Annotated in this window: 19 protein-coding genes and 4 tRNA genes; 18 read left to right on the top strand and 5 right to left on the bottom strand. The window is 49.3% G+C overall.

Annotation, left to right across the window (positions count from 1 at the left end; translation table 11 throughout):
- The first annotated feature begins 7 nt into the window (after positions 1-7).
- The 12 genes from HPY81_05135 (at position 8) to HPY81_05080 (ending at position 11,529) form a co-directional block, all read left to right on the top strand.
- Complete coding sequence (locus tag HPY81_05135; GenBank protein ID NPV26837.1) at positions 8-2,611, top strand: pyruvate, phosphate dikinase; 2,604 nt, start codon at positions 8-10, stop codon at positions 2,609-2,611.
- Between the two features lie 178 nt (positions 2,612-2,789).
- Complete coding sequence (locus HPY81_05130; GenBank protein NPV26836.1) at positions 2,790-3,797, top strand: deoxyguanosinetriphosphate triphosphohydrolase; 1,008 nt, start codon at positions 2,790-2,792, stop codon at positions 3,795-3,797.
- Between the two features lie 215 nt (positions 3,798-4,012).
- Positions 4,013-5,887: a DNA primase gene (locus HPY81_05125; protein ID NPV26835.1), complete on the top strand. Its 1,875-nt coding sequence runs from the start codon at positions 4,013-4,015 to the stop codon at positions 5,885-5,887.
- Positions 5,888-5,931: 44 nt separating this feature from the next.
- Positions 5,932-7,026: an RNA polymerase sigma factor RpoD gene (rpoD, locus tag HPY81_05120; GenBank protein ID NPV26834.1), complete on the top strand. Its 1,095-nt coding sequence runs from the start codon at positions 5,932-5,934 to the stop codon at positions 7,024-7,026.
- A gap of 142 nt (positions 7,027-7,168) precedes the next feature.
- A tRNA-Asn gene (locus tag HPY81_05115) sits at positions 7,169-7,243 on the top strand.
- 30 nt (positions 7,244-7,273) lie between these two features.
- Positions 7,274-7,348, top strand: a tRNA-Ile gene (locus tag HPY81_05110).
- A gap of 20 nt (positions 7,349-7,368) precedes the next feature.
- Positions 7,369-7,443: transfer RNA gene (locus HPY81_05105), tRNA-Glu, on the top strand.
- A 1-nt stretch (position 7,444) separates the two neighbouring features.
- Positions 7,445-7,520: transfer RNA gene (locus HPY81_05100), tRNA-Val, on the top strand.
- A gap of 109 nt (positions 7,521-7,629) precedes the next feature.
- Entirely contained in the window at positions 7,630-8,379 is a 750-nt protein-coding gene (locus HPY81_05095; GenBank protein NPV26833.1) for an SAM-dependent methyltransferase, read from the top strand.
- The gene (locus tag HPY81_05090; GenBank protein ID NPV26832.1) at positions 8,315-9,433 is read left to right on the top strand and encodes a Nif3-like dinuclear metal center hexameric protein; all 1,119 of its coding nucleotides are present in this window, start codon (positions 8,315-8,317) and stop codon (positions 9,431-9,433) included. Before HPY81_05095 ends, HPY81_05090 begins: the two co-directional genes overlap by 65 nt.
- 97 nt (positions 9,434-9,530) lie before the next feature.
- On the top strand, positions 9,531-10,019 hold the full coding sequence (locus HPY81_05085; protein ID NPV26831.1) for an NAD(P)H-dependent oxidoreductase subunit E: 489 nt from the start codon (positions 9,531-9,533) through the stop codon (positions 10,017-10,019).
- 169 nt (positions 10,020-10,188) lie between these two features.
- A complete protein-coding gene (locus tag HPY81_05080; GenBank protein ID NPV26830.1) occupies positions 10,189-11,529 on the top strand; it encodes an MATE family efflux transporter in 1,341 nt (446 codons plus the stop codon).
- A 78-nt stretch (positions 11,530-11,607) separates the two neighbouring features.
- On the opposite strand, the gene HPY81_05075 is transcribed toward HPY81_05080, so the two are convergent.
- Positions 11,608-11,730 carry a rubredoxin gene (locus HPY81_05075; protein ID NPV26829.1) on the bottom strand — a complete coding sequence of 41 codons (123 nt, stop codon included), beginning with the start codon at positions 11,728-11,730 and terminating at the stop codon, positions 11,608-11,610.
- Between the two features lie 103 nt (positions 11,731-11,833).
- On the opposite strand from HPY81_05075, the gene HPY81_05070 reads away from it, so the two are divergent.
- The 4 genes from HPY81_05070 to HPY81_05055 all read left to right on the top strand — a co-directional run bounded on the left by HPY81_05070 (position 11,834) and on the right by HPY81_05055 (position 15,782).
- Positions 11,834-12,712, top strand: a complete 879-nt coding sequence (locus HPY81_05070; protein NPV26828.1) for a deoxyribonuclease IV — start codon at positions 11,834-11,836, stop codon at positions 12,710-12,712.
- A gap of 81 nt (positions 12,713-12,793) precedes the next feature.
- Positions 12,794-13,726: a metal-dependent hydrolase gene (locus tag HPY81_05065; protein ID NPV26827.1), complete on the top strand. Its 933-nt coding sequence runs from the start codon at positions 12,794-12,796 to the stop codon at positions 13,724-13,726.
- A gap of 125 nt (positions 13,727-13,851) precedes the next feature.
- The gene (locus HPY81_05060; protein ID NPV26826.1) at positions 13,852-15,567 is read left to right on the top strand and encodes a hypothetical protein; all 1,716 of its coding nucleotides are present in this window, start codon (positions 13,852-13,854) and stop codon (positions 15,565-15,567) included.
- Entirely contained in the window at positions 15,564-15,782 is a 219-nt protein-coding gene (locus HPY81_05055; GenBank protein NPV26825.1) for a hypothetical protein, read from the top strand. Before HPY81_05060 ends, HPY81_05055 begins: the two co-directional genes overlap by 4 nt.
- Before the next feature lie 68 nt (positions 15,783-15,850).
- Here HPY81_05055 and HPY81_05050 read toward each other — a convergent pair whose 3' ends face one another.
- Genes HPY81_05050 through HPY81_05035 form a run of 4 tightly spaced genes read right to left on the bottom strand, consistent with a single transcriptional unit; the run spans position 15,851 to position 18,542 of the window.
- Complete coding sequence (locus tag HPY81_05050) at positions 15,851-16,378, bottom strand: 2-oxoacid:ferredoxin oxidoreductase subunit gamma (protein NPV26824.1); 528 nt, start codon at positions 16,376-16,378, stop codon at positions 15,851-15,853.
- Positions 16,371-17,198: a 2-oxoacid:ferredoxin oxidoreductase subunit beta gene (locus HPY81_05045; protein ID NPV26823.1), complete on the bottom strand. Its 828-nt coding sequence runs from the start codon at positions 17,196-17,198 to the stop codon at positions 16,371-16,373. Before HPY81_05045 ends, HPY81_05050 begins: the two co-directional genes overlap by 8 nt.
- Complete coding sequence (locus HPY81_05040; GenBank protein ID NPV26822.1) at positions 17,182-18,336, bottom strand: 2-oxoacid:acceptor oxidoreductase subunit alpha; 1,155 nt, start codon at positions 18,334-18,336, stop codon at positions 17,182-17,184. Before HPY81_05040 ends, HPY81_05045 begins: the two co-directional genes overlap by 17 nt.
- Positions 18,333-18,542, bottom strand: coding sequence for a 4Fe-4S binding protein (locus tag HPY81_05035; GenBank protein ID NPV26821.1), 210 nt, complete (start codon positions 18,540-18,542; stop codon positions 18,333-18,335). Before HPY81_05035 ends, HPY81_05040 begins: the two co-directional genes overlap by 4 nt.
- 841 nt (positions 18,543-19,383) lie before the next feature.
- On the opposite strand from HPY81_05035, the gene HPY81_05030 reads away from it, so the two are divergent.
- Positions 19,384-20,880, top strand: a complete 1,497-nt coding sequence (locus tag HPY81_05030) for an acetyl-CoA hydrolase/transferase family protein (GenBank protein ID NPV26820.1) — start codon at positions 19,384-19,386, stop codon at positions 20,878-20,880.
- 165 nt (positions 20,881-21,045) lie between these two features.
- Positions 21,046-21,316, top strand: a 271-nt coding sequence (locus HPY81_05025; GenBank protein ID NPV26819.1) for a methylmalonyl-CoA mutase, incomplete at its 3' end; no start/stop codon positions are given.

Genomic DNA, 21,316 nt, shown 5'->3' with positions numbered 1-21,316 from the left:
GGCCGATATGCGCTTACTGCTCGGGGGTAAAGGAGCCAACCTGGCGGAGATGACGAATATCGGTCTTCCAGTACCCCCAGGTTTAACGATCACGACCGAGGCCTGTAACGAGTTTTACGCGGCTGGACAACAGTTCCCAGCTGGCTTGGTCGAGCAACTCAAAGAAAAAATGTGTGTTGTGGAGGCAAAGACTGGCAAGAAATTTGGTGACCCCGATAACCCGCTGCTCGTCTCGGTTCGTTCTGGAGCAGCGATTTCTATGCCTGGCATGATGGACACAATTTTAAATCTTGGCCTGAATGACCAAACGGTGCAGGGCCTGGCCCGGGCGGCGCAGGACGAACGGTTTGCCTACGACTGTTACCGCCGTTTCATTCAGATGTTCGCTGATGTAGTCATGGGAGTAGAACACTACAAGTTTGAGCAGATCTTAAGCCAATGCAAAGAGGCAAGTGGTTTGAAGTTTGATTATCAACTCCCAGCTATTCAGCTGCGGAAGATCGTGGAAGAATATAAGAAGCTGGTCAAAAAAGCTACCGGACAGGAGTTTCCGCAGGACCCGGAGGAACAACTCTTGATGGCCGTTCGGGCGGTTTTTAGTTCCTGGAATAATGACCGGGCCATCTATTACCGGAAGATTAACAAGATCTCCGACGACCTGGGTACGGCTGTTAATGTGCAAGCAATGGTTTTTGGGAATCTGGGTAATGACTGTGGCACAGGGGTAGCCTTTACCCGGAATCCTTCTACCGGTGAACCAATGATATATGGCGAGTTTTTAATCAATGCCCAGGGTGAGGATGTTGTGGCCGGGATCCGGACACCCCAACCGATCACCAGTCTGGCGGAAGAAATGCCCGCGGTTTACCAGCAACTGGTTGAGACGGCCCGCATTTTAGAGCAGCACTACCGGGACATGCAGGACATTGAATTTACGGTGGAAAAAAACCGGCTATACATGTTACAGACCCGCAACGGTATGCGCACGGCCAGTGCGGCCATTCGGATCGCGGTGGATATGGTGAAAGAGGGCCTGCTCTCCAAAGAAGAGGCAATCCTGCGGGTTGAACCCGGCCAGCTTAATCAACTGCTACACCGGCGGATTGATCCGACCGCCCGGTTAAATGTGATCGCGAAGGGGCTCCCTGCTTCACCAGGGGCTGCTTCTGGTCAGGTGGTTTTCGACGCTGATGAGGCGGAGAAACGGGGCCAAAGCGGGGAAAAGGTCATCCTGGTGCGAAATGAGACCACGCCTGATGATATCCACGGGATTGTGATGGCCCAGGGGGTGCTGACCAGTCGCGGGGGAATGACCAGTCATGCCGCGGTGGTGGCCCGGGGCATGGGTAAACCTTGTATCTGCGGCTGTGAGTCGATTCGCATCGATTATGCTGCTCAGTTGTTCAGGGTCAATGACCTGGATATCCGGGCGGGGGATGTGATCTCCATTGACGGTGGTACCGGTCAGGTGATTTTGGGCGAGGTACCGATGATCGATCCCGAGTTGAGTCCCGAGTTTCAGCAGATCTTGCAGTGGGCTGACGAATTGAGCGCTTTAAAGGTAAGGGCGAACGCGGATACGCCGGAGGATGCACGGAAAGCCAGAGAATTCGGGGCCCAGGGGATTGGTTTGTGTCGAACGGAGCACATGTTTATGGGTCAAGACCGCTTACCAATTGTTCAAGACATGATCCTGGCGGAAACCCAGGCTGAGCGGCAGGCAGCGCTGGATAAGTTGTTGCCTTTCCAACGGAGTGATTTCTACGGGATTCTGAAGGCTATGGAGGGCTTGCCGGTAACAATTCGACTTTTAGATCCTCCGCTGCACGAGTTTTTACCGAATAGTGAAGAACTGCTGATGGAGCTGACCAGGCTCAAAATGACGGGTGGTGATCCCCTGGAGATTGCCAGCAAGGAAAACCTCCTCCGTAAGGTCCGTGCTTTGTCAGAGTTTAACCCGATGCTGGGACATCGGGGGTGCCGTTTAGGGATCACCTTTCCCGAGATCTACGCCATGCAGGTGCGGGCCATTTTCCTGGCCGTGGCTGATCTGGTGGAAGAGGGCTATCATGTTATTCCCGAGGTAGAGATCCCGTTAGTGATGCACGCGAAAGAATTGGCCTTCCTGCGGCAGCAGACGATAAGAATTGCTGAGGAGATTAAGAAAGAACGGGGGGTTGAATTTACCTACTTCGTGGGCACGATGATTGAACTTCCGCGGGCCTGCGTGGTGGCTGATGAGATCGCCAAAGAGGCAGAATTTTTCTCCTTTGGCACGAATGATTTGACCCAGACCACCTTTGGCTTTAGCCGGGACGATGCCGAAGGGAAATTTATTCCCAAGTACATTGAAAGTAAAATCCTGCCGGAAAGTCCCTTCGTGGTCCTGGACCGCGAAGGAGTTGGCAAACTGATGAAAATTGCGGTAGAACTGGGCCGCCAGACTAAACCGGGCTTGAGCATTGGGATTTGTGGTGAACACGGCGGTGAACCTAATTCAATTGAGTTTTGCCATCAGATTGGTTTGGATTTCGTGAGTTGTTCACCATTCCGGGTGCCGATTGCCCGATTAGCGGCCGCCCAGGCAGCGATCCGCTTCCCGCGGAGTTGAGAGCCGTCTAATCAATTGAATCAGGATTCAATAATCTAGAGCGTGGGCGAGCGGTGGGCCCTGAATCCCCGAGATTATATCAGGTCTGGCCGTCCGCCCAGCTTATTCTTTATGGCAGGAAGATTATACCGATGCGTAGTATTTATTACAGAGTGTTTACGGGCAGGAGGTTTGGAGCATGCCGACAATTCGTGAAGTTCTGGAAGAACACGAAATGGCTCGACTTTCCCCCTGGGCGGCGCGCAGCCGGAACTCAAAAGGGAGGCAGCGGGAAGAACCCCAATGTCCGTTCCGCACTGTCTATCAACGTGATCGCGACCGTATTATTCACTCGAAGGCTTTTCGACGTTTAAAGCATAAGACCCAGGTGTTTATCGCTCCTTCCGGGGACCACTACCGGACTCGCCTGACGCATACTCTGGAAGTATCTCAAATTTCCCGCACGATTGGGAGAGCCCTCGGGCTCAATGAGGACTTGATCGAAGCCGTGGCGATGGCCCATGATGTCGGGCATACGCCCTTTGGTCATTCCGGGGAGTATGCCTTACAGGAAATCATCGGTCATTTTAAACATAACGAACAGAGCCTCCGGGTGGTTGACTGTATTGAAAAACAGGGTGAAGGGTTAAATCTGACGTGGGAAGTCCGCGATGGCATTCTTCATCACACGGGAGATACAGTGCCGGCGACCTTAGAAAGTCAGGTTTTAAAAATCTGTGACCGCATCGGCTATATCTGTCACGATATTGATGATAGTATCCGGGCGGGGTTGATTTCGATCAATGATCTTCCCCAGGAGCACGTTCAGATCCTGGGGAAAACCCACAGCCAAATGATCACCACGATGGTGGCTGATATCATTACTTCCAGTATGAATCAACCAGAAATCCGCATGAGCCAACCAGTACTGGAGGCGATGAACGGGCTGAGGGACTTTATGTTTGAACAGGTTTATCTATCGCCATTTCTGGAAGAAGAACGGAAAAAAGCCCAATTTATTATAGAAAAACTGTATGAATTTTTCACCCGTCGGCCAGAAAAGCTGCCCCCTGAGTATATTGAGCGGATTGAACGCTGGGGACTTCAGCAGACGGTGGTTGATTATGTCGCCAGCATGACTGACCGCTTTGCGATCAATACCTTTGAGTCTTTCTTTGTTCCCAGTCCATTTCATCCAGCGCCTTAAGGAATAATATTCTAAAATTGGTACAAACTACAAAAACGCCCCTCTCCCGACATAAATTGGGTAAAAGAATGTCGAATCGAGGGAGGAAATAATATCAGGGTAGCGAATATATTACTTTCAGGATAATTGCTGTTAATCCTTGGTGACCAGCAGGAATTTACAAAGATCTAGCGAAAATTATGGATACAAGATCAGAGGAAGACTAGGTGGTTAAGGTGAGTAAGTACAGCCAGAATGAGATTCTTGCCGAAATCTACACCAGAACCGACATAGTCGACCTGATCTCAGAATATGTTGTCTTAAGAAAAAAGGGAAAAGATTACTGGGGACGATGTCCTTTTCACCTTGAAGATACTCCCTCATTTACTGTATCGCCGGATAAACAGTTGTTTTATTGTTTTGGCTGTCAGACTGGCGGCAACGCGATTAATTTTATCCAGAAAAAAGATGGTTTAACTTTTTGGGAAGCTGCCGCTGTCCTGGCCGAGCGAGTGGGCGTCGAACTCAATTCCAAAGAGAACAGCCCAACCAGGCAGCGGGAATACAGCGAAAAGCAGAAGTTTTGGCGAATGCAGGCGGCAGCTGCAGCCTTTTATCACGAATTGTTGCTTGTATCACCTGAAGGGCAAGTAGCCCGAGACTATTTAACCCGGCGTGGGATCAATGAGGAAAGTATTAAGCGCTTTCAATTAGGTTTTTCGTTACCAGCATGGGATGCTTTGTTACGTCACCTGTTAAACCAGGGGTTTTCGGCTCAGGAGTTGGCGCAGGCTGGTTTGATTGTGGCCCGCGGTGGGGGCGGCGGTTATTACGACCGCTTCCGGGGCCGGCTGATGTTCCCGATTTATAATTACATGGGAAAAATCGTTGGCTTTGGTGGTCGAATTCTGGAAAGCGGTGAACCCAAATACCTAAATTCGGCGGAGTCCCGATTCTTTTCCAAAGGTGACCACCTGTACGGATTACACATGGCACGAACCAGTATTCAGCATAGCCAACAGGCGATCCTGGTTGAGGGTTACCTGGACGTGATCACGGCTCACCAGTTCGGTATAACCAATGTAGTTGGCTCGCTGGGAACGGCCCTAACGGAGACCCAGGCTCGGTTGCTGGTGCGGTACAGCCCTGAAGTTATTTTAGCCTATGATACCGATCAAGCGGGTGTAGCTGCGACCATGCGGGGGATTGAAATTTTACGCAGTCAGGGTGCCCGGGTTAAAGTCTTAACCTTACCTGATGGAAAAGACCCCGACGAATTCATTCAGAAGCACGGCCGGGAGGCCTTCCAAAACGCATTGCGGAAATGGACCCAGGGGTTCTTTGCATATAAACTCAGGCGGGCCTGTGAGCGATACGATTGGGGTAACGTCACCGGCAAAGTCGCGGTAGTGGAGGAATTACTACCCGACTTGGCCCAGGTTAATTCGGAGATCGAACAGCAGGAATATATTCGACTCCTGGCCAGAACAGTGGATATTAGCGAAGAGGCCATTGTAGCTGATTTTCGTAAATACTTAGGAAAAACGCGCAAAACTGGCACCAATTGGGATAGAAATGCACAATTTAGACATAATAAAATTGAAGTGCGCGCATTAACCAATCCGCTGCTGGGGAAAAGTAAGCTTGCCGAACGGATCAACCGGCCGGCTCATTTGATGGCCGAACGGAAGTTGTTACAAATGATTTTGGAGGACTGTTCAGTTTGGCCAAAGGCTGAAGCAGAATTAGGGCCAGATTTGTTTACTGATGAATATTTACAGAAGATTTGGGCTCATCTCAGAAACTACCTGGCTAACCGGGTGTATAATCGTGAGGGCCTCGCCCGGGTAATTGATGAACTGGATGACCCCGCCTGTCAATCCTTACTTACAGAAATCTGCTTTCATGATTGTCCAGCTGATGTAGAACAGCGGGAACGATTGCTTGATGATTATATCAAAACTATTAAGCGCTATCGGGGTCAACAACGAATTGAGCAGTTAAGGCAACAAATTATCACGCTAAGTGAGGCAGGTTTGGCGGAAACAACGGAAGCGAAAAACCTCATGAGTGAGTATCAGGCGCTCCTACGGGAGCATAAAGTCAAATAACTCGAATTGATATTCATTGTGTCTTCAGGAAGGGGGGAAGAGGTATGAAGGTTGAACAGTTGAAGATCGAAGCCGTTAAGAGCTTGATCCAGCGTGGGAAAAAGCGAGGTGTTTTAACCTACCGTGAAATTATGGATGCTCTGCAGGGCATTGAGCTAACGGCTGAACAAATCGATGAGATATACGAACATCTGAGCGGGATGGGGATCGAAGTCGTACCGGAAGCGGGGGAAATTGAAGCCCTGGAAAACACCGATGGTGAAGCCCACACTGAAGATGTTGAAGTTGACCTCTCCGTTCCTGAAGGAATAGGAATCGATGACCCGGTCAGGATGTACCTCAAGGAAATTGGCCGGGTACCACTGCTGACCGCGGAAGAAGAGATCGAGCTGGCTAAACGCATGGAAAAAGGTGATGAAGAAGCCAAACGGCGTCTGGCCGAAGCCAATTTGCGTTTAGTGGTGAGTATCGCTAAGCGTTACGTGGGACGGGGAATGCTTTTTCTCGATTTGATCCAGGAAGGCAACCTGGGACTGATCAAGGCCGTAGAAAAATTCGACTACCGTAAAGGTTATAAATTTAGCACCTACGCGACCTGGTGGATCCGTCAGGCCATAACACGGGCAATCGCGGACCAGGCCCGGACGATCCGAATTCCAGTGCATATGGTAGAGACGATAAATAAGCTGATTCGGGTCTCGCGTCAGCTCCTCCAGGAGTTGGGTCGGGAGCCAACTCCGGAAGAGATCGCGAAAGAAATGGATATTCCAGTTGAACGTGTCCGGGAGATTATGAAGATTGCCCAGGAACCCGTGTCCCTGGAAACTCCCATTGGTGAGGAAGAAGATAGTCACCTGGGTGATTTTATTGAGGATGAAGACGCACCGGCACCCGCTGAAGCTGCTTCGTTTATTCTCCTCAAGGAACAGTTAGAAGAAGTACTGGAAACCTTGACGCCGCGGGAGGAGAAAGTTCTGCGCCTCCGGTTTGGTCTTGACGACGGGCGGGCCCGCACCCTGGAAGAGGTAGGGCAAGAGTTTGGCGTGACCCGGGAGAGAATCCGACAAATCGAAGCCAAGGCATTGCGTAAACTGCGCCATCCTAGCCGCAGTAAAAAATTGAAAGACTATCTGGAGTAGTTAGCCGGCCGCGCATCCGAGTAAAAAACCGAAATATTCGGAGGTTTCATCGGCTAACTCCCCCCAGAACAAGTTAGCTCGCTTTTTCTTATATTGACTTACGCGACCAATCTATCGTATAATTGGCTTTGTCATTGGGCGTTCCTCGATAGCTCAACGGTAGAGCAACCGGCTGTTAACCGGTAGGTTGCAGGTTCGAATCCTGCTCGGGGAGCCACCCTTATCATTATCTTGCCCTGGTGTTTATGGGCCTATAGCTCAGCGGTAGAGCCACCGGCTCATAACCGGTTGGTCCCTGGTTCGATCCCAGGTGGGCCCACCATATTTTTTAATTAATAAATTGGCCCGTTGGTCAAGTGGTTAAGACACCGGCCTTTCACGCCGGCAACAGGGGTTCGAATCCCCTACGGGTCACCAGGGGCGATTAGCTCAGCTGGGAGAGCACCTGCCTTACAAGCAGGGGGTCGGCAGTTCGATCCTGTCATCGCCCACCACAAAATTGAAGCCTTGCCTGATACGGCAGGGCTTGATTGTTTTTATCCCTGGGCTTTGTGGTAAAATAGGGATAGAGGTTTTCTAAAACTACCATGCAGGGGGCGTACTATGGGTTTGTTGAGCGAAAGATTAGCCGCGGTGGCTCGCTATGTTGAGCCCGGCAGCATTGTAGCCGACATTGGGACCGATCACGCCTATTTGCCAGTTTACCTGGTTACGGCGGGGATTTGTCCCCGGATAGTGGCCAGTGAGGTGAACCAGCTGCCGTATCTGTCTGCCCTGAAGACTGTAGAAGAACACGGATTGAGCGGACGGATCAGTGTTCGGCAGGGGGACGGCTTAACGATCTTAAGGCCAGGCGAGGTGAATACCGTTGTGATCGCCGGGATGGGGGGCACAACCATCCAGCAGATCCTGGGTAAATCAGCACCGGCTTTGCAAGGAGTCAAGCGGCTGATCCTGCAACCAATGGTGGGGGCCAAAACCCTGCGCCAGTGGTTGTTGACTAACGGTTGGCAAATTATTGACGAGCAGTTGGTTGCGGAAGACGACTTTCTGTATGTAATTATTGTGGCCGAACGTGGGCAGCAATCCATTGATGACGAACTACTTTTAGAAATTGGCCCAGTGTTGTGGCGTAAAAAGGACCCCTTGCTCGCTAAATATTTGCAACGTCAGATTGAACATTTGGAAAAGGTGAAGATAGAGTTAACCCGTGGCCGCACTCACAGGGCAGTGAATAAACAAGACGAAATAAGTCAACACATTGAGCGAATGAGGAGGATGTTGCTGGATGTCACTTCGATGTCAGGCCATAATCAGCCTGCTGGAAGAACTGGCTCCCCCGACCTGGGCTGAAGAGTGGGACAACATTGGCCTGCAGTTGGGAAACCCCAATCAGGAGGTCAGTCGGGTGCTGGTGGCGCTTGATCTTAGCCCCCTGGTGGTTAAGGAGGCGGTGGAACTTGGCGCTCAACTGATTATTACCCATCATCCCCTGTTGTTTCGCCCGTTAAGAAATTTGCGCTATGATCAACCCCTGGGGCAGCTCGTGCAAACCTTAATCCAACACGGGGTAATGGTCTACACCAGTCACACCAATCTGGATGTGGTAGATGGCGGGGTAAACACCGTCCTGGCTGAACTGCTTGGCCTTACGGAAGCTGAGCCATTGCAGGTTTCCGGTAGTGAGGAGCTGTGCAAAATCGTGGTTTTTGTGCCGCGTGGACACGAAGACGTGGTGCGGGAGGCAATGGGCCGGGCCGGTGCTGGTTGGATTGGCAACTATTCAGACTGCACCTTTCAAACCTTAGGTGAAGGTACTTTTCGACCGCTGGCTGGGGCTAATCCGTTTATCGGACGGGTCGGGCATTTGGAAAAAGTCGAGGAATTTCGCTTGGAGACGATTGTCCCGGCAAAACGTTGTCACCGGGTGATTTCGGCCATGCTCAAGGCCCATCCTTATGAAGAGGTGGCTTACGACGTTTATCCCCTTCTTAATCAGGGGCGGAGATTTGGCTTGGGCCGGATCGGTAAGCTGATGGAACCGCTTTCTGTGGAGGGCTTGATTAACCTTGTTAAACAGCGGTTGGAAATAGAGCAGGTAGTAGTTATCGGCCCAACTGAGCGAAACATATCAAGGGTAGCGGTTTGTGGGGGTAGTGGCGGCTCTTTGATCCAGTCGGCTGTTGGGAAAGGAGCCGATGTTTTGATTACCGGGGACATTAAGTATCATGAAGCTCGAGAGGCTGTCAGTCTAGGTCTGACCGTAATCGACGCCGGCCACGCCAGGACAGAAAGTGTAATCATCCCTGCTCTGGTTCGCTATCTACGTGAACATCCGACTGTCATTAAGGCGGATGTCCAAGTCTTCCCTTCAACAGTTTGGGAATCTATTTGGCAGATCAGGTAATAGTAACTATACATATTTTTTACTTGAATTAACTATTCGGCTAATCGACAAGCTAATAAATGCTAAGATTAAATGGGGAAGAAAGGTGGTCGCATTAATGAGCGAGGATTTGCAATCCCAGCAAGAACTGTATCGAACACTGGATGAGATTATTGCCCGGTACGACAGTGATCCAGGTCTCTTGATCAGGATGCTGCAGAAGACCCAGGAGACTTTTGGCTACATTTCCGAAGATGTCCAATGCTATCTAGCCGAAAAACTGAATATTCCACTTAGTGAAATTTGCGGCGTAGTCAGTTTTTACTCATTGTTTACTACCTGGCCCAAAGGCAAGCATATGATCAGTGTTTGTCTGGGAACGGCCTGTTATGTTAAAGGAGCCCAAGAAATCCTGGAGGCATTTAAGCGGGAATTACAGGTGAATGTGAACCAAACCTCGGAGGACGGATTATTTATGCTCCGAGCCACGCGCTGTGTTGGGGCCTGTGGCTTGGCGCCAGTTGTAACTATTGACGATGATGTGCATGGTCAGTTGGCGGTGGATGCTCTGCCCAAGGTTCTGCAAAAATACCGAAAGCCTCACTAGTTAGTGGTTGTTACAAAAATTTGCCTTAAGGCTACCCGGGTGTTTAATCATCGTCCGGGTAGTTTTTGTTTGAGCTACATGCCTTTTTCGGCTTTTCAGGGGAAAACTTGCTCCATAACCCAAAGGTGATTATACTAGTGACGAATGAGTAGATGGTGAGGTGAACCAGGTGACTGAGATATGGGGATTATCAGTACGCCAGCGACGAATTCTCAGTTTGGCCTGGCCAGCAATTCTGGAAATGATTCTTTACACGATGGTGGGAATTGTTGATACGGCCATGGTTGGCCAGTTAGGGGCTGTTCCCTTAGCGGCGGTAGGTCTAAGTAGTCAACTGTATTTTTCCACAATCTTTATCCTGGAGGGCATTGGTATCGGGGCGACTGCCCTGGTCATTCGTCATGTGGGGGCAGGGGAGGCGGAAAAGGCTGGTCGGTTGGCCGGTCAAATCATTTTGTTGACCGCGCTAGTCGGCCTGGCTGTGACGCTGATCACTGTATTTGGCGCTGAGCTCATCATCAGGGCCTTCAGACTGGAAGCGGACGCAGCCCGAATAAGCGTGGCCTATCTCCGAACAGTCGGCCTCACTGCTGGTTTTATGTTGGTTCTTTTTACCGCCAATAACCTGCTCCGTGGTGCGGGAGATACCCGAACACCAATGTACATTGCGGCAATGACTAATTTAATTATTATTATTGGTGACTACGTCTTAATCTTTGGCAAGTTTGGGTTTCCCGCCTGGGGGGCGACCGGGGCGGCTGTGGCTACTGCGGGTGCTCAGTTAGTCGGCTGTGGTTTGGTCCTATGGGTATTGTTTTCGGGGCGGTTCTGCTTAATTTTGAAAAAAGAGTTCTTAACTCGCTTAAACCCGGGAGCAATCAGATGCATTATCAGGATTGGTTTACCTGCTGGGATGGAAGAAGCGGTTTACAGCTTTGGGGCAATGGTGAGTAGTTATCTTCTTGTGCAACTGGGCACAGTTGCCTTTGCCGCGCACCAGGTGACCACACGAATCGAATCCCTTTCTTTTATGCCGGGCTATGGTTTTGCCATTGCGGCTGGAACATTGGTCGGGCAGAACCTGGGGGCCGGCCGACCGGATGAGGCGGAAAAAAACGCCTGGGAAACGGCGAAACTCGCAACATTATTGATGAGTGGCTTTTCTTTACTATTTTTGTTAGTACCGGATTGGTTGGTGGCTGGTTTTACTAAGGAACCGGCGGTAACGGCTTTAAGCCGGGTATGTATCCAAATCGCTGCTTTCGAGCAGCCGTCTTTAGCCCTGGCGATGGTACTAGGTGGGGCGCTGCGGGGTGCGGGGGCGACTCGTACCGTCATGTTGGTTTCAGCCTTTGGCGTTTGGTTGTTTCGGTTACCGCTGTTTTACTTAATTGTCAAGGTGCTGAGGTTGGGGTTAGTTTTTGTTTGGCTGGTGACGGTGACTGACTGGCTGATCCGGGCAGGCTTACTCGGGTGGCTTATAAAAAGAGGGGGCTGGAGGCTGAGTTGAAGAAAAAACACCTGATTGCCGACAGGTGCGTGTTGTCAGGTTCTGCTTTGTGGTAAATAATAGCATATAGGGTTCTAATTATTTTTTTGGTTCAGTTTTAACAAATTGGTCCTTATCTTGAGCATTGCAGGTCGGGCACTTTTTGGGTTTGCAACGGGCCTCTTTTTCTTCACCGCAACTTTTGCATTTCCAAATGGCCATGAAAGTCCCTCCAAATAACCAATAATAAGAATTATTCTAAGTCAAATATAGTTTATCGGTTTATGGCTTGTCAAGGGAAGTAATAAACTGAAAGTGTGGTTTTATGAATAATCAGGATATTGATGTGAGTGGGGTGAAGATTTTGTCGCAGAACGTAAAGATTGGTGCCCACCTGCCGATGAGTGGTGGCCTGGAACAAATGGTTAATCTGGCTAACGCGCTTAGACTGGAAGCCGTCCAGTTTTTTTCCAGGAGTCCTCGCGGGGGACGGGTTCGGCAGTTCGGCCGAGCTGAGGCTCAACAATTCCAGCAAGCGGTCCAGGCTTCATCACTCCAGACCCTGGTGGTACATATCCCTTATATTGTCAATCCGGCCTCGCCAAGTGAACAACTGTATCATTTAGCTGAAGACCTGGTTTTAGAGGACCTGAATCGAGCAGACCAATTAGGGGCCCATTTTCTGGTTTTACATCCGGGGGCCTACACTACGAGCACCCGTGAAGAAGGGCAACAAAGGCTAATTAAGCTGATCAATACAGTGTTAACCAGATTTGCGGGAGAAACTCAACTCTTGCTCGAAAATATTTCCGGTAAAGGTACGGAAATTGGCGGTAGCTTAGAGGAACTGCAGGTCATTATGGAGCATGTTCCCGCCTCGGTCGGTTTATGTCTGGATACTTGCCACGCCTTTGCCTTTGGTTACGATCTCTCCTCGCCTGAAGGGTTTGATGAGTTTAGTGCACAGCTTGAGCAAACTGTTGGCTGGTCGCGTGTTCGCCTTGTGCATGCCAATGACAGTCAGGGACAGCTGGGTTCCCGCGTGGATCGCCATGCCCATATTGGGGAAGGGATGATCGGGGCCGAGGGGTTTACCCGTTTGCTTCACCATCCTTTACTTCGTAAATTGCCATTTATTCTGGAAACTCCTTTTGAAGGGGTCCCAGCTGACATCCAGCGGTTGCGCGAGCTGAGTGAGGGGTAAAATTTACCGGTGGATTTCCCGGACACTCCAGCTTACACTAAGAATGGACTCAAGGCTGGTGTGGGAAGGGGTTACAATGAAATGGATCCAGTTACTCACGTCCTGGTTGGGATCACCATCGCCAATTTTTCTGGCTCTTCTTCGTCTTGGCTCAACCCAGCGACGGTAGCCTCAATAGTGGGGTCTTTGCTGCCAGACGCCGATATTGTTTTTCAACTGGGTGGTGATGTGTTATACCTGAAACATCACCGCGGCTTTTCCCATTCACTGGTCGGATTGAGCTTATTGTCAGTCTCAGCCGGCCTGTTTTTGCATCAAGCCTATAATTTTACCCCAATTCACGTCTTACTTCTTTGGACATTTCTTGGGTGTTTGTCTCATCTGGTAATTGATGTGCTGAATTCATACGGGGCGCAAATCCTCTGGCCATTTAAACGCCGAAAGTTTTCCTGTGGACTATTGACATTGTTTGATCCGGTAATTACTGGACTGCTTTTAGGCGGACTTTGGGGTTCCTGGTTATCGGTCAGGTCAGTAAGTGGCCTGGTGCTGGGTTATGTCGGGTTCCGGGTGGTGATGCGGGAGATGGTTCGGACAGCCCTGAAGCAAGCATATGCTCCGGGGGCGAAGATTGCCGTCTTTCCTTCACAACTTGGGCTACTGTGTTGGGATTTTATTATAGAGACGGCCGAAGAACAAATTGTCGGCTATTGTCGCTGGCTGCCGCGGCACTGGGAGACCCGCCGCCGGTTAAAACGGCAAAACGAAAACCAGGTTATTAATCTGGCGAAACAAACTAAGCTGGGGCAAATGTTTTGTTCTTTTTCTCCATTTGTGCATGTTTTTTATACGCAAAGTGAGGACAAGCACATTGTCAATTTTTTGGACCTGCGTTATTTTCTCAAGAATGATTTTATGCACAGCGCGACCGTGGTTTTTGATGCCAGCTTAGAACTGCTGGATTCTATCTTGCATCCATACCATAAAAATCGTCAGGTTAGAATCACAGATTAGCTGGAAATATTTGCTGCCTTTGCTACAAATCATATTGGTTACAAAGATATTTCTTTTCTGTCAGGAGCAGGAAATTGTCGTATGAAGATAGAATATGCAAATATAAGTCAAACAGTTCTTTGTGGATGCAGTCAGATTTTCGAAGGATAGCGGTTCCAGCTTCGGATTGCTTGCTGATTGAGGTGACGGTAGTGTTTGGTAAAAAACATGCTTTAACCCAGATTGTCAGCATCGCGCTAATCATTTGCTTGGTTAGCGCTTTAGGTTTTTATCTGATCCAGGGAGCCGTGGAACTGGAAAAAGAGCGGATTCGACAAACCAATTTTGAGATGGCTGATGCCATTTCTGTCTATCTGGAGAACTTTATTTCACGCTCCCATTTGCTTTTTTCTTCTCTGGCTGCCCTGGATCCGATCATGCGGAATGATGCTGAGGCCACCAAGGAAATATTGAAAACTTTTTATCGAACATATCCCGGCTACCATGACATCTTTATCACCAACCGTGAGGGGGATGTGGTTATCAGCCAGCGGTTGGCTAAGGACAGGCGGGTCAATATGGCTGACCGGGATTACTTTATTGAAGTGATGCAAACTGGTCGACCAGCGGTTTCTAAAAAGGTACTTGGACGGATCAGCGGTGAGTTGGTTATCGTCGTAGCTGTACCGATCTTTAACCAACCTGAAGGAAGCCCGAACCGGCAGATCATTGGAGCGCTCAATGCCAGTATTGCCCTCCAGGATTTAACCCGACAACTGTCCAGCGTTAAAGTAGGCAGCCAGGGATATATTACGATCCTGGATAAGACCGGGCACGTGATTGTAACCACAGGCCCAACTGATTGGCCGGAGGATTTGTCTGGTTACCCACATGTGCAGGCGCTTTTAGCGGGTGAAGCAGGGACCGTGGAATATGAAAATCAGAGCGATCACAAAGTTTACCTGTGTTCTTATAAACCAGTGCCGAATACCACTTTGGGGGTGCTGGTTTCTCAGCCGGCTTCCGAGGTTTATTACAGTGCCCACCGCAGGTTTACTATTAACTCATTTATCCTGTTTTTGCTGGTGCTGGTGATCATCGCTTTTATCGAAAAGATTCGACGCAATGATGAACGCCGCCGAGAGGATCAGGTTCGGCAGGCAGAGAAGCTGGCGGCAGTTGGGGAGTTAGCTGCCGGCATGGCGCATGAGATTCGCAACCCGTTGACGGCTGCCCGGGGTTTTATTCAACTCCTGGAGAAACGCTTTAGTGATGATTTGATGGAAAAAGAGTATCTTCAGATAATCATCGCGGAGATTGACCGGGTCAATAAAATTATTACCGATTTTTTATTACTGGCCAAGCCGCAAGCTCCCCATCTGCAGAAGGTGAATGTTAATAAACTTCTTTGGGAAGTTTCCCTTTTGTTAGAAAATGAGGCCCTCATGAGGGGATGTACGGTAGAGCAGGTTTTAGACGAGAACATGCCGGAGATTACTGTTGATCCCAGTCACATCCGACAGGTTTTTTTCAATATCATTAAGAACGCCTTTGAAGCGATGGGTGAAGATGGGCGCCTCACAATTAAGACCAAACACCACTTTCTGTCGAATTTAATTGAAATTAGTTTTACCGATACTGGAGCAGGAATTCCCAAAGTTTTGCTGAAAAAGATCTTTGATCCGTTCTTTACTACCAAAGAAACTGGAACGGGTCTTGGGCTCACGATCTCATCACGGATCATCGATAATTACGGGGGATGGATTGATATCAACTCTGAAATGGGGCGGGGGTCAACGGTAACCGTCTGGTTGCCGGTTGACCGTGAACGGAGAAATTTATTCAAGGAGGAAAAACTGTGATTGAACGGATTATTGATGTGTTTACTGACCCCGAGGTGGTACCCCGGCTGAGAACATTTATCATGATGATGATTCTGTTTAAGGTCTTAACAGTAGCGGTATTGCGTATTCAGGTTACGGCTCTGACCAGGGGCCTTGATGTTTTGGGTTCAATCGGGTTGCTTTTGTCTCTGGTCTTGCTTACGTTGTTGATTGTCTGTAAGCGGTTCCGCTAGCACGCGGAATTATATTTCAAGGCGGCCAAGTATTTCTGGCCGCCTTTGTTAGTGCCGTTAAATTGTATTTACCTGCTTACCAGTTGTTTCCCGCAGGCAAGCGCTTGACGGTTAAGAGCCTCTGTTCCTTGGGGGACGCGCTGAAGCACCGCCTGTTCAATCGATTCTGGGGAAGCGATCTCGGTTAAAGCGGTGATCACTCCCAGCGCGACGATATTGGCTACCCCCTGGCGGCCAACTTTTTTTTCTGCGGTCTCAATAATGGGCAAGGAATAGACCCTGGCGGATGTGACCGGGGTGGGAATGGATGAATCAATAATCAGGATGCCGTCCGTTTTAAGGGACGGTAAAAATTTTTGACAGGCCTGATTAGTTAAAGCCAGCAGCAAATCGGGAGAGATTACCTTTGGATAATCGATTTCATCGTTGCTGATGATTACCTCAGCCCGACTGGCGCCCCCGCGAGCTTCCGGCCCATACGATTGCGTTTGAACGGCGTTTTTCCCATCCAGGATAGCCGCTTCCGCCAGGATAATACCGGCCAGAATTAACCCCTGGCCGCCTGAACCACTTAAACGGATTTCTGTTCTACTCATAGCTCTGCTTTACTCCTTGTGCTTTTTCGATAATCTTGGTATACTCCTGGGTGAACTCAGGGGCTGGGGTAGCAAAGAGTTCACCAATTACGAATTTGTCCGGGAAATTTTCTTTCCCTTTTTGTTTGACTAACTGCAGTGGTACCGCATGCTCTTTTTGCCAGCGCAGCATATCGACGGCTGAACCCTGTTTGTTTTTTCGTCCATAATAGGTAGGGCACTGGCTAACCGCTTCAATCAAAGAAAATCCCTTGTTTTGAATGCCTTTTTTAATTAAATCGATCAATAGCTTGGTATGGTAAGCAGTGCCCCGAGCAACGTAGGTGGCGCCGGCAGCAATGGCTAATTCACACAGGTCAAAGTTTCGTTCCACGTTCCCATATGGAGCAGTGGTGGCAAAACTGGATTGGGGTGTCAGTGGTGACGACTGACCACTGGTCATGCCGTAAATACTGTTGTTAAAAACGATGGTAGTCAGGTTAATGTTCCGCCGGGCGGCGTGAATAAGGTGGTTTCCGCCAATTGCAGCACTGTCCCCGTCACCAGTGAGGACGATTACCTCTAACTCAGGTTTGGCCAACTTGACTCCAGTGGCGAAAGCTAGGGCGCGTCCGTGGGTGGTGTGCAGAGTGTCAAAATTAAGGTAACCGGTCGCCCGGGATGAGCAGCCGATCCCGGAGACAAACACCACTCGGTCGCGGTCGAGGTCGAGTGCATCAACTGCTCGAATTACTGCTCCGAGAATAATACCGTGCCCGCAACCAGGACACCAGATGTGCGGCATCTTATCCAGGCGAAAGTAACTAAGCATTTCGGGCATCCTGACTCACCTCCTGAATGCGGGTTAGAATGTCTTCTGGTTTAAACAGCTCGCCCGACACGTCGGAAAGGCCGATGACCCTGGTCTGTCCAGCAACCACCCGCTCTACTTCTAAGACCAGCTGACCGAGGTTCATTTCCGGTACCAGGATCGCCTTAACCCGGGAAGCCAGCTGCCGCACGGCTTCCACCGGGAATGGCCAGATGGTTAATGGCCGGAAGAGTCCAACCCTGATTCCTTGCTCCCGTGCCTGCCGCATCGCCCGCATCGCGGAACGGGCAGTTGCCCCGTAAGCAATAATCGCCAGTTCGGCGTCTTCCAGTGAATCCGTGACGTATTGGACAATGTCAGCACGATTGAGCTCAATTTTTTTGGCCAGCCGGTTTAACAGGGCGCTGGACACTTTGGGGTCGGAAGTAGGAAAGCCCGAACGGTCGTGGAGCAACCCGGTGACATGGAAATGAAAACCTTCACCGTAAACGGCCATCGGCGGTACGCCACCTTCCGGATCGGCATCATACGGCAGGTATTTACCCTTTTCCGCTTGTTGCGGCTTAGTTCGGTTGATGATCTCGATTTCGTCTGCTGATGGTAAGGCTACTCTTTCCCGCATATGGCCAATTACTTCGTCCATTAACAAAATAACTGGGGTGCGGTATTTTTCGCTGAGGTTAAAGGCCCGAATCGTTAAATCGTACGTTTCCTTCACCGAAGCGGGGGAAAGAGCGATGATCGGGTGGTCACCATGTGTTCCCCAGCGTGCCTGCATCACATCTCCTTGTGATGGCGATGTTGGTAAACCGGTACTGGGACCGCCCCGCATAACATTAACCACAACACACGGTACTTCAGCTACGGCGGCGAAACCCAGGTTTTCTTGCTTGAGGGAGAACCCCGGCCCGCTGGTGGCGGTCATTGCCTTGAGGCCGGCCAGCGAAGCTCCGATCACCGCAGCCATACTGCCAATCTCATCTTCCATCTGAATGAATTTCCCCCCCACGCGCGGTAGTTCTTTCGCACAAGCCTCGGCAATTTCCGTGGAGGGAGTAATCGGATAGCCAGCGTAGAAACGCATGCCAGCGGCTAGAGCGCCTAGCACGCAGGCCTCATTCCCTTGTAATAATTTGGCGCTGTTCACTTGTTGTTCCTCCTCAACGTGATCGCAAAGTCGGGGCAACGTAATTCGCAAAGACCGCAGAAGGTGCACGCCTCAGGCTGTGCTGGATAGGCTTTGTCCTGCCGCAGCACCAGCACGTCTTTGGGGCAAAAATCTATACAGATGCGGCAGCCTTTGCACCATTTTTCGTTAATTATAATGTTTTCACTGGGATTTCCAACATTCAAAATATTCACTCCTTCTTGGTTTTGTTATTGGTTATTTTACTTGGTTGCCGCAAAATTCTGGGCCTCAAAAGCACTATAATTTTGATTTAGATTCGACGCGACTGATATAATTCCTTCAATTTTTATAACTAATAATGAAAAAATTTACATGAATGTAGGCTAAATTAATTAGGATATGTCTGCCATCTGTGTTAAATATTTATACAGAGCAGCCATTTTGGGTTTTCGTAAGGAGCAAAACATTTCGCTTTGAAAATGCTTTTCCAGAAAAAATATCTATGAAAAAATAAGATTATCTTAGCAGGAAGTTGAAAATGGATGTAGAAATGCTATAATATAAATATAAGATAAGATAATGATATAGAGTTATGCCATTCTACTTATGGCAGAGGACTGTCTCTCGTGTAAAAGTAAGTAGAACCCGGCGAGGGCTTAATATACCGAAGGTATATCAGGCTGAAGCCGGGTTTTTTGTATCTTGGACGGGAGCATCATCCTTTTGTAAAAGTAGGTAGAACCCGGCTAGGGATAAATCATTAGTACTTTTGACGTACTTGATTTACCCAGGCCGGGATTTTTTTTCAATCAGAAAATATAAATTTTGATTGACATAAGTGCCACTTGACTTTTGCCTGCGCTGAAGCTTGGCGCAAGCTAAGTTTTTGTTATCTCAGGACGAATAGTTTTCAGAAGGTAGGGGGTGATCCAATAAAGTAAGGACAAGGGATGAACTCAGTGCGGCAAGATGGGAAATTCAGTTAGAACTCAGGAGTTACGGCTGGTTGTTGTTAGAGTTATGTAATGTCAAATGTTATTGTGAGTGTTTGGGGGGAGATATGATATGAGCAATGAAAGAATTCACAACCAATCCCTACGCAGTAAGATCATTTCTGCTGAGGAAGCAGCTAGGCTGATTAAAGACGGGATGAATGTGGCGACGAGTGGCTTTACTCCTTCAGGTTATCCGAAGGCGGTTCCTTTGGCTCTGGCGAAGCGAGCGGAGGGTGGCGAGAGGATTAAGATTAACCTTTTGACTGGTGCCTCGGTCGGCGACGAGTTAGATGGGGCTTTGACCAGAGCTGGCGTGATCAACCGTCGTTTACCGTACCAAACCAATGAATCTTTACGTAAAGCCATCAATGCTGGTGAGGTTATGTATACGGATCTGCACTTGAGCCATGTGGCCCAACAGACCCGGTATGGTTTCTTTGGTAAGATTGATGTGGCTATTGTTGAGGCAGCGTTAATTACACAGGAAGGGTATCTTATCCCCACTACCTCGGTAGGTAATACTCCTTCCTACGTTCAACAGGCAGAAATGGTCATCGTGGAAGTGAACATCAGCCAACCGTTAGAATTAGAGGGAATGCACGATATTTATATTCCAGCCGATCCTCCGCACCGTCTTCCTATTCCGCTAAAAAAAGCAGCGGACCGCATCGGAACTCCGTACATTCCGTGTTCCCCAGAGAAGATCGCTGCGATTGTGATTACCGATATTAAGGACCGGGTCAGACCCTTAGCCCCAGTTGATGAGATTAGCAAACGTATGGCTAACAACTTGATCGAATTCTTCCAATTCGAAGTCCGTAAGGGACGTTTACCGAAAAATTTATTGCCATTGCAATCGGGTGTTGGCAGCGTGGCTAATGCCATTCTAGCTGGCTTGGTTGATTCCTCATTTGAAAATCTTGATTTTTATTCAGAAGTCATTCAGGACTCTGTTTTTGACCTGATCGATGCAGGTAAGATTAGAATTGCTTCGGGCACTTCCTTGACACCATCGGCAGAAGGATTGGTCCGGTTTTATAACAACATTAATCACTATCGAGAGAAAATCATTCTCCGGCCGCAGGAAATTAGTAATAACCCGGAAATTGCCCGCCGTATTGGCTCGATCAGTATGAATACTGCGATTGAGGTGGATATTTACGGGAACGTCAATTCAACCCACATCATGGGAAGCCGGATGATGAATGGGATCGGCGGGTCCGGTGATTTTACCCGTAATGCCTACCTGTCCATTTTTGCTACTGAATCTATTGCTAAAGATGGGGCAATTTCTTCGATTGTCCCGATGGTCTCCCATGTCGACCACACGGAACATGATGTACACGTGATCATTACTGAGCAGGGAGTGGCAGATTTACGCAACCTCAGTCCGCGGGAAAGAGCACGGGTAATTATTAACAACTGCGCCCATCCTGATTACCGGCCAATGTTGCTGGATTACCTGGATCGGGCTGAACGGGAGGTTGGTGCCCACACGCCGCATCTGCTCAACGAGGCTCTGTCCTGGCATATTCGTTTCATGCAGCATGGCAGCATGAAACCATGAAATATTGGGGATGATTACTACTAATCAAAATCAGAACTGCCAAAAAGTGGTTGCATCTCCATAATGTCGGAGTTAAGATAAAAGACAGTAGTAATTCTTATTAGGAGCAATTAATAGTACCAGGTAATAAGTATGCCATTTTATAAGTTAAGGGAGGCAAGCTTAATGTTTGACCGAGAAAAAATCAAACAAATTGAACAAAAGCTCGCGGACTGGGCGACCGGCCCATTGAGTAAAGTTCTGGCCAAAAACAAAGAACGGCAAGAAGAGTTTGTCACTGGTTCTGGCCTGCCGGTGAAACGGCTGTATACCCCAGCCGATGTAGCGGACCTGGACTATGACCGGGACCTGGGACTACCTGGCCAATACCCGTTCACCCGCGGGGTCCAGCCTACCATGTACCGCGGCCGTTTCTGGACAATGCGCCAGTACGCGG

The organism is Bacillota bacterium, assembly GCA_013178045.1.
Lineage (GTDB): Bacteria > Bacillota > Ch66 > Ch66 > Ch66 > Ch66.
Note: the sequence above shows the minus strand (reverse complement) of the source record. Positions and strands in the feature narration are given on the sequence as shown.